The sequence below is a fragment of the Chryseobacterium sp. C-71 genome, from assembly GCF_020911865.1.
GTDB lineage: Bacteria > Bacteroidota > Bacteroidia > Flavobacteriales > Weeksellaceae > Chryseobacterium.
Genome location: NZ_CP087131.1, coordinates 3879676 through 3896341, shown reverse-complemented (window position 1 = coordinate 3896341; position 16666 = coordinate 3879676). Strand labels below are relative to the sequence as shown.

Sequence of the window (16666 nt, the reverse complement as noted above, 5' to 3'; positions counted from 1 at the left end):
ATTTCTTTTAGAATAATAATAGAAACTATAAACGATGGGTATAATAAACAAGAATATTTTAATATAAAAATTAATTTGATACACCTCAAAAATCTTACTGTACAAAAAGAAATATAAGATTGGTACAACAAAAATAAGATACCAAAAAGAATGTGTTGAATTAAATGCTGTTTTTCTAAAATAATACCTTAAAAGCTGAAGACTGAATACACACAAAACCAGTATTTTGAAATATATAGACGAGATTTTAACAAATAAAAGCAAAGTGCACAAAACAATTTGTGTAAATGGAGAAAAAATGATCTTATAAATAAGCTGTGTGTATTTTTTGTTCAACTTATGTGTTTTATACTTTAAATATATAAAAAACCACAGAAAAAATCTGTGGTTCAAATGAATCTTAATTATTAATGTACTTTTCAAAAATCTTAGAAAAATCTTTTTGATTGTAGCGATCGAAACTATTCGTGTTCCATGCGAAAATATATTCGTTGATAGCCTTTAATTCCTGACTTTTTGAAACGTTTTCCTGCTTTCCGGAAGCAACACTTCCAATCGCTTTCTGTATGCTGTCATTAGAAAAATTCAACAAAGAATGATTGTGGTGAACTTCCTGCTGAATCGCCAAAAGTGCTTTGTATAAGTCTTTCAACTGATCAACCTGACCTTTTGCAACGCTAATCATCAAAGGAACATTTCCGATATTGAATGAAATTTCAACATCCAGATCGATCGTTCCCGCAGTCTGTAAAACCACATTCGAGAAAGGAAATTGATAGTATTCATATCTTCTCAGAATTCTCTTTCTATCAATTGCACTTGCTCCGTCAATATGAATCAAAGCTCTGTTGGTAAAGCAGTATTCGTCTCTTTTAGATTTAATCAAGAAGAAAATTTTCTCCTGATCTTCCGAAAGAATGTAATCGTCAGAATCTACTTTATCATAATCCTGTGAAGGAATAATTTTACCGATATCACCTAATCCTAAAGCTTCAGCAGCTAATTTTTTAAACATAATTTTATTTTAATTTGTAGTTTTATTTAGCTAATAAAATTAAGAAAATAACTGAAATAAAATATAACGTAGGAAAAATTTTAATTATCATACATAATTTGAACACAGAGCACACAGATTTTTTCCTATCTAACCGTTTTTAAGGCTCACAAAGGCGTTGACACTTTACTAAGACCACAAAGATTTTTTGATTAGGGTATATGAATATTCAGATAAAAACAAAAAACCACAGAAAAAATCTGTGGTTTTTGATATTGTTAAACTTTGTCAAAGATTTACATCTCCTAAAAAGCGAAAATTAAATATGAATCACTTCACCATATGCAGCAGCAGCAGCTTCCATAATCGCTTCAGAAACCGTTGGATGCGGGTGAATAGATTTAATGATTTCATGACCTGTAGTTTCTAGTTTTCTTGCTACAACAGCTTCAGCAACCATATCGGTAACGCCTTCACCAATCATGTGGCAACCTAACCATTCTCCATATTTAGCATCAAAAATTACTTTGATGAAACCGTCAGTATTTCCGTTTGCAGTCGCTTTCCCACTTGCAGAAAGAGGGAATTTTCCAACTTTGATTTCATAACCTTTTTCTTTAGCCTGCTTCTCTGTAAGACCAACAGAAGCAACTTCTGGGTGGCAGTACGTACATCCAGGAATATTGCCATAGTCGATTTTCTCAACGTGCAATCCTTTGATTTTTTCTACACAAGTAATTCCTTCAGCAGAAGCAACGTGCGCCAAAGCCTGAGTCGGGATGATATCTCCAATCGCATAGTAACCCGGGACTGAAGTTTCATACCATTCGTTGACCAAAACTCTTCCTTTATCTGTCTGGATACCCACTTCTTCAAGACCGATGTTCTCGATGTTTGCAGCGATTCCGACAGCAGATAATAGAATATCAGCTTCAAGAGTAATATTTCCTTTTGCTGTTTTTACGGTAGCTACTACACCGTTTCCGCTTGTATCTACGCTTTCAACAGATGCGTTGGTCATAATCTCAATACCAGTTTTTTTCAAAGATTTCTCCAAGTGTTTTGAGATTTCTTCATCTTCCACAGGAACGATGTTGGGTAAGAATTCAACAACAGTTACTTTCGTACCCATTGTGTTATAAAAGTCAGCAAACTCTACTCCTATCGCTCCAGAACCTACAACGATCATAGATTTTGGCTGCTCAGGAAGAGATAATGCCTGTCTGTATCCGATTACTTTTTTACCATCTTGTGGCAAGTTTGGCAATTCTCTAGAACGAGCTCCTGTAGCCAAGATAATGTTTGTTCCTGAATATTCAGTCACTTTACCATCTTTATCTGTTACAGAAACTTTTTTACCTTTTTGTACTTTTGCAGTTCCTAAAATCACATCGATTTTGTTCTTTTTCATCAAGAACTCAATTCCTTTGCTCATTTTAGATGCTACACCACGGCTTCTTTGGATTACGTTTGGAAACTCAAAACTCGCTTCCACTTTATTTAAACCATAATCTTCAGCATGATTAATATAATGAAAAACCTGAGCCGATTTTAACAAAGCTTTCGTTGGAATACAACCCCAGTTAAGGCAAATTCCTCCTAAATTTTCTTTCTCGATAATTGCAGTTTTAAAACCCAACTGTGCTGCTCTGATTGCTGTAACATATCCACCAGGACCACTACCGATGACAATAATATCGTAATTCATTAGCTTAAAATTTTTATGCGAATTTAAGGAAAAATATTGGATGCGGAAGAGCAGATCGATTAAAGTATTCCATTATGCAAATAGCTTTAAAGTATAATTTAAATTTCGATATGCACTTCTAATAGGGCTAATATTAAATCACGGTATTTTTTTACGAAATATCAAAAGTGAAAAATTTGTCAATTAACAAAGAAATAATTTTAAAAAAATAACTATTTCAAAATAAATTGATAAATTTATAATGTAAAAACTAAAACCATGAAAACGAAATTCTACTATTTCGCCATTATTCTTATGGCAAATTTTTCTATTTGCTTTGGGCAAACTTATACTTTGAAAGTCGAAGATAAAGAAAAGGCTACTGAAAATTTTCCGAGATACAATTTGTTTTATTTGAGTAAACTGATTGCGGACAATTCTATGTCTGTGGAAGAAAGAGATAAAACTTACTATGCATTAAAAAGCACTATTAATGATGAATCTTTAATTACTAACAGTCAATTAAAGTTTTCAGAATTAAGCGAATTTATTCAAAAATTAAAAAATGACAAAGCTGTACAAGTGAAAATTTGGATTAGCAGCAATCCAAATTTTAAAGTTGATCATAAGGATATTATTTTAGAAACAAGTAAGAAAACCAAACTCACTTTAGAAGTGATGTACAACCTAATTAAAGAAAAGAATACAAATTTAGATTCTTTAGATAAAGAGATAAAAGATTTTGAAAAATCCACTAATGAACTACAAGCAACTCACTCGTATCAAGATCTTGAAAATTATAAAAGCACACATAAGTTTGATGAACAAAAATTAAAACAAATTATAAGTGATTATTATACAAATGTAGATAAAGTAGATAAAGCATATAATATATATATAATTAAAAGTTTAGAAGACCTAAAAAATACACTTCTTCAAAATGAGCAAGATGAAGAGAGAAAACAGATAGTAAAAAATCTTAAATATTTATTTTCTAGTATAGAATTTAATCAACTCCCAGATGATATTAAGAAAAAAATTCTAAGCTCCTATTACATGGATAAAAATGGAAGTTTTTATTTTAAAAACTTAGAAACACTAAAAAAAGAAATTAGAGAAACAATCATTTCTAAACTAATATCAACTTATTCAAATGATTTTGATTTATTAACTAACGATCTTGAAATTTTTGCAAATGAGTTTGTTCAAATCTCATTAGATAAAAATTCCTCAACACTATCTACAAAACTAAAAGAAGACATAAAAAAAGTATCAAGTGTCTCTAACTTTTCAGTTTCAAAAGAACAACAAATCATCATCAACTCCCAAATACAAACCGCACAAGCTCAAACAGGTTCTTCAGGAATCAAAATACCGAGCCAGTCTCAAATGATTGAAGCCATGGCAATTTTCTTGGCAAAAAGAGCAAAACAGGAAGCTGCCATTTGGTTTATGGATCAGATTCGTTTAAAAATGAATAACCCAATGATTTTAGATGTTTTCCCAGAGACTATAAAGGTTATGGAAGGAGCTGAAAATTATAAAGTCCCAACATTTAATGCGACTTGGAAATATGCTATTGCTAAAGATTTCGTAGAAATGCCAAGAAATCTAGTTCAAAGCCCCTGGGTGGAAAAGGTAATCATTAAAGACTCCATAAATCATGCAAGACTAAGACAGTCTGTGGAGTTTGGATATGATTTGAACAGATTAATGACCGAACAATATAATTATAGAGACATCATTAAATATTTTTACATTAATCCACGATTAGAAGTAGAGAAAAATGGAAAGGATAAAGTAAATCAGGAGATTAATAGACTTATTGATAACAGCAGCACTCTTCTCTACATCGTTACCAACGAATTTTTTTCAATTGATAATATCGACGGAAAAGATGTTTACAGACTTTTGTCTTATGAAGAAATTGCAGGCTTAAACGAACAGGAATATCAAACTTTACTCGAGCTTATTGATTTGAAATATGGAGAAAGGCTGAATCAATTTAAGATTATGGAAGCTTTCAAGTCAAAAAAACAAGAATTGAACAAATGGATGGGGAATATTTTAATTTCTCTTTCACAATTCGATAAAATAAGAAACGACTACCAAACTAAGAAAGAAGAAATAAAGGACGATTTGGCTTCTAAAAACTTTTACAATGTGTGGAGCGTTCTCAATCAGCTAACAACGAATTTGTATAGTGATGAATTATTTAAATCTCCAAAAATTGATAATATAAAAATCAAACTCGATTGGATAAAAACTGGAATGTCTGTATATGAGCATTTTCAAAACAATGATTATGTAGGTGCTGCAAATCAGACTTTTGGGTTGATTAATCTCTTGAATAATGAAACGAATATAAATAGCAATTACAAAAATTTCTATTATAACTTTGGTAAAAACAAACAAATTTCAGTTGTATTTGACAAAAATTCATACACATTAAAAAGAATTCATCATATTACTAAAGATAACATTCCCATTTATAACAAAAATTTTATTAGCTTTTCTTTTTTGGATAAGGATAATTTATGCATTAAAATTAATAATTCGCCTCAATTTCCTATTCCGACGAAAGATTTAAACGAGTTTTTAATTATTTCAAATTATACAACAAAAGACAAAAATGTTAGAATGAAACTTTTAGATGAGTTACTGGAAAAAAATGAAAATGGAAACATAAAAACCTTATCAGACTCATTGGGAATTGACCAATCTGAAATGATTAGATTAATTAATTACATATATATCGCGAATAATTCTTTAATGATAGATAAAAAAAATCTTAGTGATATTTTTACAGAATTGAATTTTGATTTCGTGCGAGATGAAAGTTTAAATATATTAAATAACTATGACCATAAATACACAAAACAACTCACCAACCTACTATCCTTTTTCGGCGACGTATTAACCGTAAAAGATGAACATCAATTGGCAGGAATCATCGATTCGTATGCTTTACCGCCCACTTCGTACAAATTGAAAAGAAAAAAACCCAGTTCAATAGACTTAAACGCTTATGTAGGTGCATTTGGTGGTGGGCTGATGTCTTTAAAAAGTACAACAATTGGTTCTCAGCCCGTTTATGGTATAACGGCACCGATTGGTATTGCTTTTACTTGGTCAAGAAATGGCTGGTATGATAATTATAGCTTCACGGTTGACGTTGTGGATTTAGGAAATGTGGTTAATCATTATTTGGTAAAACCTGGTGAAGACTACGCAAGGGACGTTCATTTTTCTGAAGTCTTCAGTTTGGGTACTACGTTTCTGATGGGGATAAAAAATTCACCTTTTGTAATATCGGGAGGATTTAGATTTCAGCCATATAACACTGGAAAAGATGCTAATAATAAAGTATTTGATGCCGGAATTTATCATTTAGGTGTTAAAATAGATATCCCTTTAATTCATTTATCTGGTAAAGATTTTTAAAATAATCCATCTTTAAAAAAGAAGCTACCTCCGTTGAAATAGCTTCTTTTTTTATGTTTTTTTGCTTTTATTTTCAATTAAATAACAATTAGCCTTTATGTATATCTATCTTGAAGCCCTTAAAAGCTTCTTTTCGTTCTGGTATCTCAGATTTAAAGCCCTTAACTGTTCGTTTTTCATTCTTTTTGTTGAAACAGGATGATTCATAATCATTTTTTTTTCTTCTCTGTATCTTTTGTCCAGCTCACTTGCTTTGCTGGTTGCTAATTGGGGTTTTGACGGATGTGGTGGCGCAGGCTTTCTGTCCGTAAGCATTGAACGATAATCCTAATAATAAAACTGTTTATATCAATAATTTTTTCGTGACGTTTAACTTTAGTAATTAAAATTTTAAAATTTCAATTGGTTATAAAGTGAGTCCTACATATTTCATACCACAAAATTTGATATAATTTTTTTGGATTTAAATTGATATTAATTGTATACTTTACTTTTTAGTATGCGCCACTCTCCAGACAATTCCACTGACATCATCTGCAACGAGTAAAGATCCGTCTGCAATTTGCAAAACACCTACAGGCCTTCCGTAAACATCTCCTTTCTCTTTATCTGCAATAAAACCTGCAAGAAATGGCTCATAACTTCCCGCAGCTTTACCATTTTTAAACGGCACAAAAGCTACCTGATAACCAACCAATGAAGACCGGTTCCAAGATCCGTGCTGTCCGATGAAAGCTCCGTTTTTATATTTTTCAGGAAACTGTGAGCCGGTATAAAAAGTTAATCCCAAAGATGCGGTGTGAGCTCCCAATGGAACATCAGGAACAATTGTTTTTACCACCAAATCAGGTTTTTCTCCTTTCCTTCTCGGATCTTCGTGCTTTCCGAAATATGCATAAGGCCATCCGTAAAATGCATCTCTTTTCACACTTGTTAAATAATCTGGAACTAACTCATCACCTAATTCATCTCTTTCATTTACGACAGTCCATAATTCTCCAGTTGTAGGATTCCAGCTCATTCCCACAGGATTTCTAAGTCCTGCTGCAAATATCTTTTCTCCGCTTCCATCAGGATTTACTTCCAAAATATTGGCTCTTCGTACTTCATACTCCATTCCGTTTTCACCGACATTACTTCCCGATCCTACTGAAATATAGATTTTAGAATTGTCTTTATTTGAAATTAAATTTCTCGTCCAGTGATTGTTATAACCTCCCGCAGGAAGATTGACGATTTTCTTACCAGGTTTTGTGATTTTTGTTTCGCCTACTTTATAAGGATAAACCCAAAGTCCATCGGTATTTGCTACATAAAATTGATCTTTAATAATCAACATTCCATAAGGCTGATTTAAATTATCAAGAAAAACCGAAGAAGATTCTGCAATTCCGTCTTTATTGGCATCTCTGTAAAGAATAATTCTGTTGGCTGATTTTCCACCAACTTCAGCATCGCTTTTTCCGCTGATGTCGTTTTTTATCTTTTCTTTGGTTGTACGTTCAGAATTTGAAAGCACCACAAAAATATCTCCATTTGAAGCCTGAATCATGTTACGTGGACTTTTAATATTCTCCGCAAACCTCGTCACGGTAAATCCTTCTGGAGCAATCGGGGTTTTTCCTGAGGGCCATCCGATAACATTACTGAATTTATTTTTAGCACTTTTTTCGTCCGGAGCAGGTAACTGTAAAGTATCTGTTTCTGTTTTCACCACGTCTTTCTGCATATTTTCAGAACTTTTCTTGTCTTTGCAACTTACAACCAGCGCAAATACAATAGGTAGAATAAATTTTTTCATAAATTTTATTGAGTGATTTGATAAATTATTTAAAAAATGATTTCTTTTAATTTTTACCGTTTTACGAACAAAAACTATTCCTTTAAAGCTTCATAACAGCTTTTATAAGGTGAAACGATAAGGCATTTTTAAATTATTTTTAGCAGAACTGCGGTTTACCGTTTAATTTTAAACAAAAAAAGAGAACACAAAATGCATTCTCTTATTCAATTTATATAAAACTAAGATTTTTCTCAGTAGTAAAAATCTTAGATTTAGTAATTTACCTTGTAGTATTCAGTAATTTCCTTTCATTCTGATATCTTATATTCAAAGCTTTCAATTGCTGTTGTTTCATCTTTTTAGTCGCAACCGGATGATTCATAATCATCTTCTTCTCTGAATTATATCTTTTCTGCAATTCTCGGGATTTGCTGTTTGTGAGTTCAGTTTTTGAAGGATGCGGCGGAGCTGGCGGACGTTTTTGTCCATACATGCTCACTGATAATCCAAATAACAACACAGTTGATATCAATAACTTTTTCATAACGCTTTATTTTTGTCGAATGATTTTAAAATAATTCATTCAGATTTAAATTTAACATTACATATATCGTACCACATTACTGTTTATATTATTCAACTTCCACATTTTGCTTTAACGGCAGATTTTTAGAAGAATTTCCTACAAAAATCCTGTATGTTCCTTTTTCTACGATCCAGTTCATTTTTTCGTCTAAAAACTGTAACTCTTTCACAGGAACTTCAATTGAAATTTGTTTTGACTCTCCCGGTTTTAAATATACTTTCTGAAAACCTTTTAACTCAATAATTGGTCTTGAAACTGAAGCAAGCAAATCTTTTACATATAATTGAACCACCTCACTTCCCGCTTTTGAACCTGTATTTTTAACTTGAATTTTAGCAATAAGCGTTTCATTTTCAGAATATTTCGTTTTATTCAATTGTAAATCAGAAATTTCAAATGTCGTATAACTCATTCCAAAACCAAACGGATACAAAGGTTCACCGCTCAAATCGTGGTAATCATTACCTCTTCCCGTCGGATGGTGATTGTACGTCAAAGGCAACTGCCCTTCATCAACCGGAAACGTAATGGGCAATTTCCCCGATGGATTTTCTGCTCCGAAAAGTACTTTTGCGACAGCATTTCCGCCTTCTTCGCCAGGATACCAAACATCCAAAATAGCACCAACTTTATCTTTCCAATTGGTTGTTTTTATCGCAGAACCACCGACTAAAACAACTGTTGTCGGTTTATTTAATTTTGAAATTTCGTGAATAAATTGTTCCTGATTTCCCTGCAAACTCAACGAAGAACGATCTTGAAACTCCCCTTCATGAATTCCGGCTGTAACGATGATGTAATCTGCATTTTGAGCTAGTTTTAAAGCATCATTAAAATCTTTTTGGTAATCATTCAAACCATAATTCCAGATCAATTCGATGTTGGCTTCACCTCTGTTTTCATGAAACTCAACAATAATATCAGATTTTTGACCTTTCACAAAATCTATGTCAACAGTTTTTGTGGAATAACTCAACTTTTCCCAATTGTCGATCAACAATTTCCCATTTAAATATAATCTGAAACCATCATTTCCGCGCAATCCCAATTGATATTTTCCAGAATTTGGAGCTTCCAGTTTTCCCGTCCAGCGAACGCTGTAATTGTCGGGTTGTAATTTTTCAGGATTTGGAGAATATAAAGTCCATTTGAAATTCAACTGTTCGTCTTGTTTTTCAAACGCAGGATTTCCTTCTAAATCTGAATTGGAAAAATAATTTCCTTGTAAACCTTTTTTATTTTCTGAAGATAAAAATTCGGTCGGAACGGTGGTGAAACTCCTCAAATTCCAATCAATTCCTTTTGAATAATTGACTTCAAGATTCTTATTTTTAGTGAAATTTTTAATTCCATCCAAAATACTCACTTTCTTGTTTCCCGGGCCGGAATAACCACCTAATCTTGCATTAACCGCATCTGTTCCAACCACTAAAATCTTTTTAACATTTTCCGAAATCGGAAGCGTTTGATTATTATTCTGAAGCAAAACAAAGGATTCGATGGCTGTTTTTTCTGCTAATGGTTTGTAATTTAATTTCTTTAATTCCGAAATAGCTGCATCGGAAACGTAAGGGTTTTCAAACAAACCCAATTCAAATTTTGCTCTTAAAACTCTCGCGACTGCATCATCAATTCTTTCCTGTGAAATTCTTCCATCCAAAAACGGCGGAATAAATAATTTATAATGATTGTATTCTGTCTGGAAAATCACATCAAGACCTGCATTGATCGCCTGTGCAGAAGCGTCATCGTAATCTTTTGCTGTAAAATGGAGAACATTTGCACCACCCACCGCACTTGCATCACTGATGACGAAACCTTTGAAATTCCATTCATTTTTCAATTTTTCGGTCAATAACCAATGATTTGCCGTTGAAGGTCTCCCATCCAACAAATTATATGAAGTCATCACCGAACGGCTTTTTCCTTGCTGAAAGGCTTTTTGAAAAGGTACTAAATGCGTTTCCTCCAAATATCTTTTACTCCAATGAATTGGATATGAATCTCTTCCACCCTCGCCAACGTTCGCTAAAAAATGCTTTGGAGTCGTTATAATTCCCTGATTTTCAAATGAACTGACAAAATTTACGCCCATCACCGAAGTCAAAAACGGATCTTCACCATACGTTTCCTCAGTCCTTCCCCATCGAATATCGCTCGCCAAATTCACAACCGGCGTCAGAATCTGACGGATTCCTCTCAGTTTAGATTCTTTTGCAATCGCTGTCGAAACTTCTTTCATCAGCTCAGGATTGAAGGTCGCCGACAAACCAATCGCCTGCGGAAAAGCCGTTGCACCTTCCCGCATTAATCCATGCAAGGCCTCATCAAAAGGAATAATCGGGATTCCCAATCGGGATTCTTCCACAAAATATTTCTGAATAGCATTGATCTTTTTGGCTAATCTTTCGGCATCTTCGTTCGCATTATATTTCAATATTTGTCCCGCAACTCCGCCGCCTTGATTTCCTGCGCTCACCTGCAATCCGAAGATTCCATGAGAATATTGACCTTTCGGAACGTTATCCAAATCTCCGGGAATCATGAAACACTGCCAGAATTTTTCTTCAGGTGTCATTCTTTTCAGCAAATCCTGAACTCTGGCTTCGACAGGTTGTTTGGGATCTTTGTATAAAGGTTTTTGAGCAGAAATGAAAACAGAACTCAATAATGAAATTGCTATGATTTTAAAACGAAATTTAAAGCACATAAATAATTTAATTTAATTACTGTTCTTTTGTCTTGAAACAAAAGAACCAAAAATTCAAGACTTGGAACTCTCAGCTAAAAATTAAAATTTAATCCTAAAATTCCCAAAACTTGCGCGAATTCAATATTCGTTCTTCGAATCAATATTGGTGTCGCGCTTCAAACAATGGGAATTTCTTAACGAATTAAGTTTTAATTCTCTTAACGCTTCGATTTCCTAGGTCGTTTTAAAGATTGTTTATAGTTACTGTGTAATTTGAATTACAGTTGAATATTTTAATTGAGCTCTTTCTTTGGGTAAATTAATTTCAATTGAATTTCCTGATTTTTTCCATTGAATTTTTGAGGAAATTCCTAAAACTTTCAGCGATTTTGGTTTAAAATTTTCAGGAATTGCAAAGTTTAAAGTTGATGGAGCTTGATAATTTGTTTTTTCATCCAAGTGAAAAACATTCACCACTTTTCCATCTTTACTTTGTGTATAATAAAAATTACCGTCATGATAAGGTGTCACCGCTCTCGTTGCAAAAACAGCGGACTGATTTTTATCCATCCAACTTGAAATTTCATTTAATGTTTCATAAACAATCGGGTCATAATCTCCGTTGGGTCCAGGAGCGATATTCATCAGGTAATTTCCACCTCTGGAAACGATTTTAACTAACGTTTCAATGATTTTCTGAGACGATTTGTAATTGTCATTCGGAACATAAGAGAACGAGTCACCCATCGTGATACAGCTCTCCCAAGGAATCGAAAGTACGTGCTCTGGAACGGCTTGTTCGGGTGTTACATAATTTTCCCATTTTCCTGGAACGGTGCGATCTACAACGATAATTCCAGGCTGGTTTTTGCGAACCATTGTCCCGATTTCATCCATATCAATGTCCTGTTCGACCTTGATGGTTCTCTGCCATTCCACTTTTGGATCTATGGTGTTGAATGGGCGAACCCAACCTCCGTCTAACCAAAGAATGTCTATTTTACCGTAATTTGAAGTGATTTCATTGAGTTGATTAAAGGTAAACTTTTTGAAATTTTCCCATCTTTCGGGATATTTTTTGGGATCATAATTTACATTTCGATCTTTTGGCGGAAAATATGGCCACCAATAATCATCAGAATGCCAATCGGGTTTTGAAAAATACGCTCCGATTTTGAAGCCTTCTTTTCTAAATGTATTGAAAATCTCTTTCGTTACATCCGCTTTCGGGTTTTTGGAAAAAGGGGTTTTTGAAGAAGTTATATTATAATCAGACTGTTGGGTATCAAACATTGCAAAACCATCATGATGTTTTGTTGTGAACACCACATATTTCATTCCTGCTTTTTTTGCAGCATCTGCCCATTTTTGCGGATTAAATTGAGTCGGATTGAAAGTTTTCTGCAGATTTTCATAGTTTTCTACATATTCATTATACGATTTTCCGTGTTCGGGTTTACGTTGTGTCCATGATTCATCTTCCGGACATAAGCTCCAACTTTCGACAATTCCCCATTGACTGTAGGTTCCCCAATGCATAAACAATCCGAATTTTAAATCCTGCCAGTTTTCAAGATTTTGAACAACAAGCGGATCAGTCGGTTTTTGATAGCCTTCCGAAACATTGTGAGCCTGTGAAAAAAATGTAGATGAGAGTAAAAGTGACGAGAAAAAAAAGGTTTTCGTTTTTTTACTTAACATAAAGTTTTAGTTTTTGCTAATTTAAACTTTAACCACAAAAGTCACAAAAGTTTTTTAGTTACTGGGAATTTTTGAGTTTACAGCTTTGAAAATTTTAGAGCATATGAGTTTTGAAAATCTAAGATTTTCATTCTGGAAAATTAACTTCAATACTTTTTACTTAGCTCTTTTTAAACTAAACACTTTTTAGTCCTCACCTCAATTTCAGAGCCTTCTGCAAGCATGACTGAAATTGGTTTCTGATCATTTAAAAATTCAAAATCTTTTCCGTAAATTTTACTAAAATCAATTTCCAGATGATGACTTTTAACGACATACCAATACCATTGCGGATGACAGACGTCATATTCTGATGTTTTGTTTCCTTTTTTGGTGAAACCCCAATAATGTTCAGTGATAAACTCAAATTCTGATTCATTTTCCATCGGCAAAGCAAAATTTTCGGCAGTAATTTCCATAGAATACCAGTTTTTATCTTTCCATGAATATTTAACTGATATTTCCTTATCATTTTGCCTGAAGCTATTTTTCATCGGCATTGTTTTGTAATTTTCTTTGTAAATGGAATTGGCTACAAAACTCAAAGCAGCCTTCGGAACGATTTCTTTGATAAAAACTACTCCTCTTTTCCAGTTGTTTCCTTCTTTTTTCTTTACATAAAATCTCAAATTGACTTCTTCAAAATTTCGGTGAAAAGGAATCGGAAGTCCTAATAATTTTGTATTTAAAAACATAAATCCGACTAAGCTTACATAACATTTCTCTTGATAAAAATCGAGTTCTGTGCCCTTTGGGAGATATTTAATTAAGATTTCAGGATCAATTTCGTAGTTGATGATGGCTAATTTTTGCCATTCAGCTTTTAGGAATTTCATTGTGTTTGTTTTTGATTGTTTACTCTAGATGCTTCGACAAGCTCAGCATGACATTGCGAATACTAACTATTTTGACGCTCGCTTCGCTCGCGTTTTATCACATTTTCTAATAAATTTCAATATTTTCTGCAGTTGATTTAATTGATTTATTTCTTTCTAAAAGGAAATTTCTCATGTAATTTTTAAGAAAAAATCTGTTGAAAAGTTTTCCGATAATTCCGAAAGGAGATTCAAATTCTAAAATATCGGTCATTATTGTGTTTTTACCTTCTTGTTTAAAAATATGCTGATGTTTAAACGATTTAAATCTTCCTTTCAACATAACATCCGTGAATTTATTTGGCTTTTCCATCTCAGTAATTTTTGAAGTATGAGTTTGGTAAAATCCCAAATGCTTTGCTCTCCAAGTCACGGTTTCTCCCAATTCAATTAATCCTGATGTTTTTCCTGCAATTGCTTTTTCGCCAGTTTTGAAAGTTGATTTTTGGTGTAAATCGATATCTCTTGACAAATCGAAAACTGTGTTAATATCGGCTTTGATGATCGTTGTTAAATAAATCTTTGACATCTTAAAATGTTTGTTTTTTATTAAAGTCCGGCAGAACTTTATCAATTCTTTCTGCAAGTTCGGGTAATTTTATTGTTGGAACTGCGGGAAAAAGATGATGCTCCATGTGATAAAACATGCTGAAAGTTAATTTATTTTTCCAGAATCCACGTTGTGTTCTTGCGATATTCGGGTTTTCGTGTGTATCGTGATGAACGGTCCAGACTGCAAAAAATGCCATTAAAAATTCTCCAAAAAACATGATCAAAATGTGATATATCAAAAAATTAATATTAAAATAAAAAGCAATACATACGAAAACTGAAATTGAAATTAATTCTAAAATCATATTCCGTTTATAATTTTTATTTGCTTTTTTAAATGTGATCCAATGAATTAAAAACATATGTTTTGGACCGTACAAAATCGCTTCGTACCATTTCATTGAAGCAGATTTCCCTTCATAATCTTCTTCTGAAAGACAAAATTTGTGGTGTCTGATGTGATTAAATTTCACCGCATGAATGGATGCCATCATTGACACACTATTAAGATACATTGATAACCAAGTGAGAAATTTCCCTGTTCCCAACGAGTTGTGAAAACCGTTATGAACCTGTCTGAGCGCCGTCAAAAAATAGAATCCTGAAAACGGAAGTGCAGCCCAATAATATCCTTTATAAGCCAAAAACAAGGAAATAAAAAACCAAGGCAAACTGATGTTATTTTCAATCAACATTTCTTTGACGGAAAGTTTTTTAAGGTCTTTCCATTTTACTTTTTTTGTTAATTCAAGGTGATTCATTTTTTAGTTTTAGATAAGGTAATAAATGAATTTTCAAAAAAATTCCATGCTATTGAGATTTTAAAAAGATATTCTTTTAGACTTTCCACCAAAATAAAATATGAGAAATAAATGAACGATTAAATTTTTCATGACAATTAATTTTAAATTTAAGAATTAACTACCTCTTCATTTTGAATTTTATCTTTATTCATCGCATGTTTTCGACCTTTCAGGAAAAGCAGTAAGTTCAAAAGCATCATTACTCCCAAGTAAATTGAAAATCCACCAATCTTTTTGCTTAAAGCAACGACCAATCTTTCAACAGTTTCAATTTGAAAAAACTCAATGATACAAAGAGCAAAACCTATATTTAAAAGGTAAAATCCAATTTTGAATAGTGAATTTGTTGCCATTGCAATGTCTTGTTTCTGATGAAAAATATCGATCATAAATGTTTTTGAATTTTTAAACAAAAACTGAGAAACAAAAATCGTCAACATGATAACAATCGGTAAATAAATCATGTACGCTGAGAAGTTGTAGGTTGCTGTGGTTAAAATAGTTGCTGTCATAATTGTATTATTTTATGGTTAAATTTTTTCTTAAAAAGTAAAGAGCAAAAATGTTTGTAAAATGTAAAAAGCAAAGAATCAAAGTGATATATCCAATTTTGATTGCCGTTACAGCGAAAACTTCTTCCATTGTATTTACCTTATTCCAAGTTGACAAACTGATGGCAATGTATCCGAGATTAATCAGATAATAACATCCCAAAAGAATTCTATTAATCGTCAAACAGAGATTTTTGTCATTAAGCAGATATTCTAAATACGTTTTTCCTGTGTTGTAACATCTTCTTCCGACATCAATCGTGATATACGAACTGATGGCAAGAAAAAACAAATATGAAACAATATTAAACATCTTATAAATATTATACTTTCAGTAATTTTTGAAAATTAATTTGAAATAAAAAAGGATTATGAAGTCCTTTCTATTTCAATAAATTGGTGATCTTTCCGACCAGCCAATGGTCATCACTTTTGATGGCGAGATCCATAATATTATTGATTTTCCCCGTTACGGAACTGAAATCGTCCATTAATTTGATAAATTCTTTAGCTCCTTCAGAATCCTTGTCTTCAATATTTTTAAGTTCTTCTAAAAAAGAAATTACAGGTTCTATTTCTCTTTTTCTGCGCTCTTTTGTAATCTGTTTAAATAGATACCAAACATCTTTCTCAGCTAAAAAATATTCTTTTCTTTCACCTTTTACGAATTCTTTTTTCACAATTCCCCAATCCATCAAAGCCCGAAGATTCATATTCGCATTTCCTCTTGAAATCTCAAGCTGTTCCATCACCTCATCGGTAGAAAGTGCTTTTCCACTTGCCAAAAGTAAAGCATGAACCTGCGTCATGGTACGATTGATTCCCCAATTGGTAGCAAAAGTTCCCCAAGTCTGAATGTATTTTTCTTTAGCTTCTGAAAGTTGCATTTTTTATTTTTTCTGATTTCTATTACAAATGTAATAATAGTTTTTGAATTTTCAGTAATTTTTGAAAGTTTA

The 16666-nt window shown here is 32.6% G+C and carries 14 protein-coding genes; 1 reads left to right on the top strand and 13 read right to left on the bottom strand.

The genetic code is table 11. The annotated features are described in order from the left end of the window. Positions 1–400: 400 nt before the first annotated feature. Positions 401–1015, bottom strand: coding sequence for a PH domain-containing protein (locus LNP04_RS18035; protein WP_229984262.1), 615 nt, complete (start codon positions 1013–1015; stop codon positions 401–403). Between the two features lie 298 nt (positions 1016–1313). After that, positions 1314–2702 carry a dihydrolipoyl dehydrogenase gene (lpdA, locus tag LNP04_RS18030; RefSeq protein WP_229984261.1) on the bottom strand — a complete coding sequence of 463 codons (1389 nt, stop codon included), beginning with the start codon at positions 2700–2702 and terminating at the stop codon, positions 1314–1316. A gap of 258 nt (positions 2703–2960) precedes the next feature. Between lpdA and LNP04_RS18025 the strand changes: the two genes are divergently transcribed. Beyond that, positions 2961–6125 (top strand): hypothetical protein, encoded by a 3165-nt coding sequence (locus tag LNP04_RS18025; RefSeq protein WP_229984260.1) that lies wholly within the window; start codon positions 2961–2963, stop codon positions 6123–6125. Between the two features lie 105 nt (positions 6126–6230). Here LNP04_RS18025 and LNP04_RS18020 read toward each other — a convergent pair whose 3' ends face one another. The 11 genes from LNP04_RS18020 to LNP04_RS17970 form a co-directional block, all read right to left on the bottom strand. Continuing rightward, positions 6231–6440 (bottom strand): hypothetical protein, encoded by a 210-nt coding sequence (locus LNP04_RS18020; RefSeq protein ID WP_229984259.1) that lies wholly within the window; start codon positions 6438–6440, stop codon positions 6231–6233. A gap of 172 nt (positions 6441–6612) precedes the next feature. Beyond that, complete coding sequence (locus tag LNP04_RS18015; RefSeq protein ID WP_229984258.1) at positions 6613–7926, bottom strand: sorbosone dehydrogenase family protein; 1314 nt, start codon at positions 7924–7926, stop codon at positions 6613–6615. A gap of 262 nt (positions 7927–8188) precedes the next feature. Further along, the gene (locus tag LNP04_RS18010) at positions 8189–8452 is read right to left on the bottom strand and encodes a hypothetical protein (protein WP_229984257.1); all 264 of its coding nucleotides are present in this window, start codon (positions 8450–8452) and stop codon (positions 8189–8191) included. An 88-nt stretch (positions 8453–8540) separates the two neighbouring features. Further along, positions 8541–11204, bottom strand: coding sequence for a beta-glucosidase (locus tag LNP04_RS18005; protein ID WP_229984256.1), 2664 nt, complete (start codon positions 11202–11204; stop codon positions 8541–8543). A 243-nt stretch (positions 11205–11447) separates the two neighbouring features. Then, entirely contained in the window at positions 11448–12887 is a 1440-nt protein-coding gene (locus tag LNP04_RS18000; protein ID WP_229984255.1) for an alpha-L-fucosidase, read from the bottom strand. Positions 12888–13057: 170 nt separating this feature from the next. Beyond that, positions 13058–13762: a YqjF family protein gene (locus LNP04_RS17995; RefSeq protein ID WP_229984254.1), complete on the bottom strand. Its 705-nt coding sequence runs from the start codon at positions 13760–13762 to the stop codon at positions 13058–13060. 106 nt (positions 13763–13868) lie between these two features. Beyond that, complete coding sequence (locus LNP04_RS17990) at positions 13869–14330, bottom strand: SRPBCC family protein (protein ID WP_229984253.1); 462 nt, start codon at positions 14328–14330, stop codon at positions 13869–13871. 1 nt (position 14331) lies between these two features. Continuing rightward, on the bottom strand, positions 14332–15114 hold the full coding sequence (locus tag LNP04_RS17985) for a fatty acid desaturase (protein ID WP_229984252.1): 783 nt from the start codon (positions 15112–15114) through the stop codon (positions 14332–14334). 149 nt (positions 15115–15263) lie between these two features. Next, entirely contained in the window at positions 15264–15668 is a 405-nt protein-coding gene (locus tag LNP04_RS17980) for a hypothetical protein (RefSeq protein ID WP_229984251.1), read from the bottom strand. Between the two features lie 7 nt (positions 15669–15675). Then, positions 15676–16020 carry a hypothetical protein gene (locus LNP04_RS17975; RefSeq protein ID WP_229984250.1) on the bottom strand — a complete coding sequence of 115 codons (345 nt, stop codon included), beginning with the start codon at positions 16018–16020 and terminating at the stop codon, positions 15676–15678. Between the two features lie 70 nt (positions 16021–16090). Further along, positions 16091–16594, bottom strand: a complete 504-nt coding sequence (locus LNP04_RS17970) for a GbsR/MarR family transcriptional regulator (RefSeq protein ID WP_229984249.1) — start codon at positions 16592–16594, stop codon at positions 16091–16093. Positions 16595–16666 lie beyond the last annotated feature (72 nt).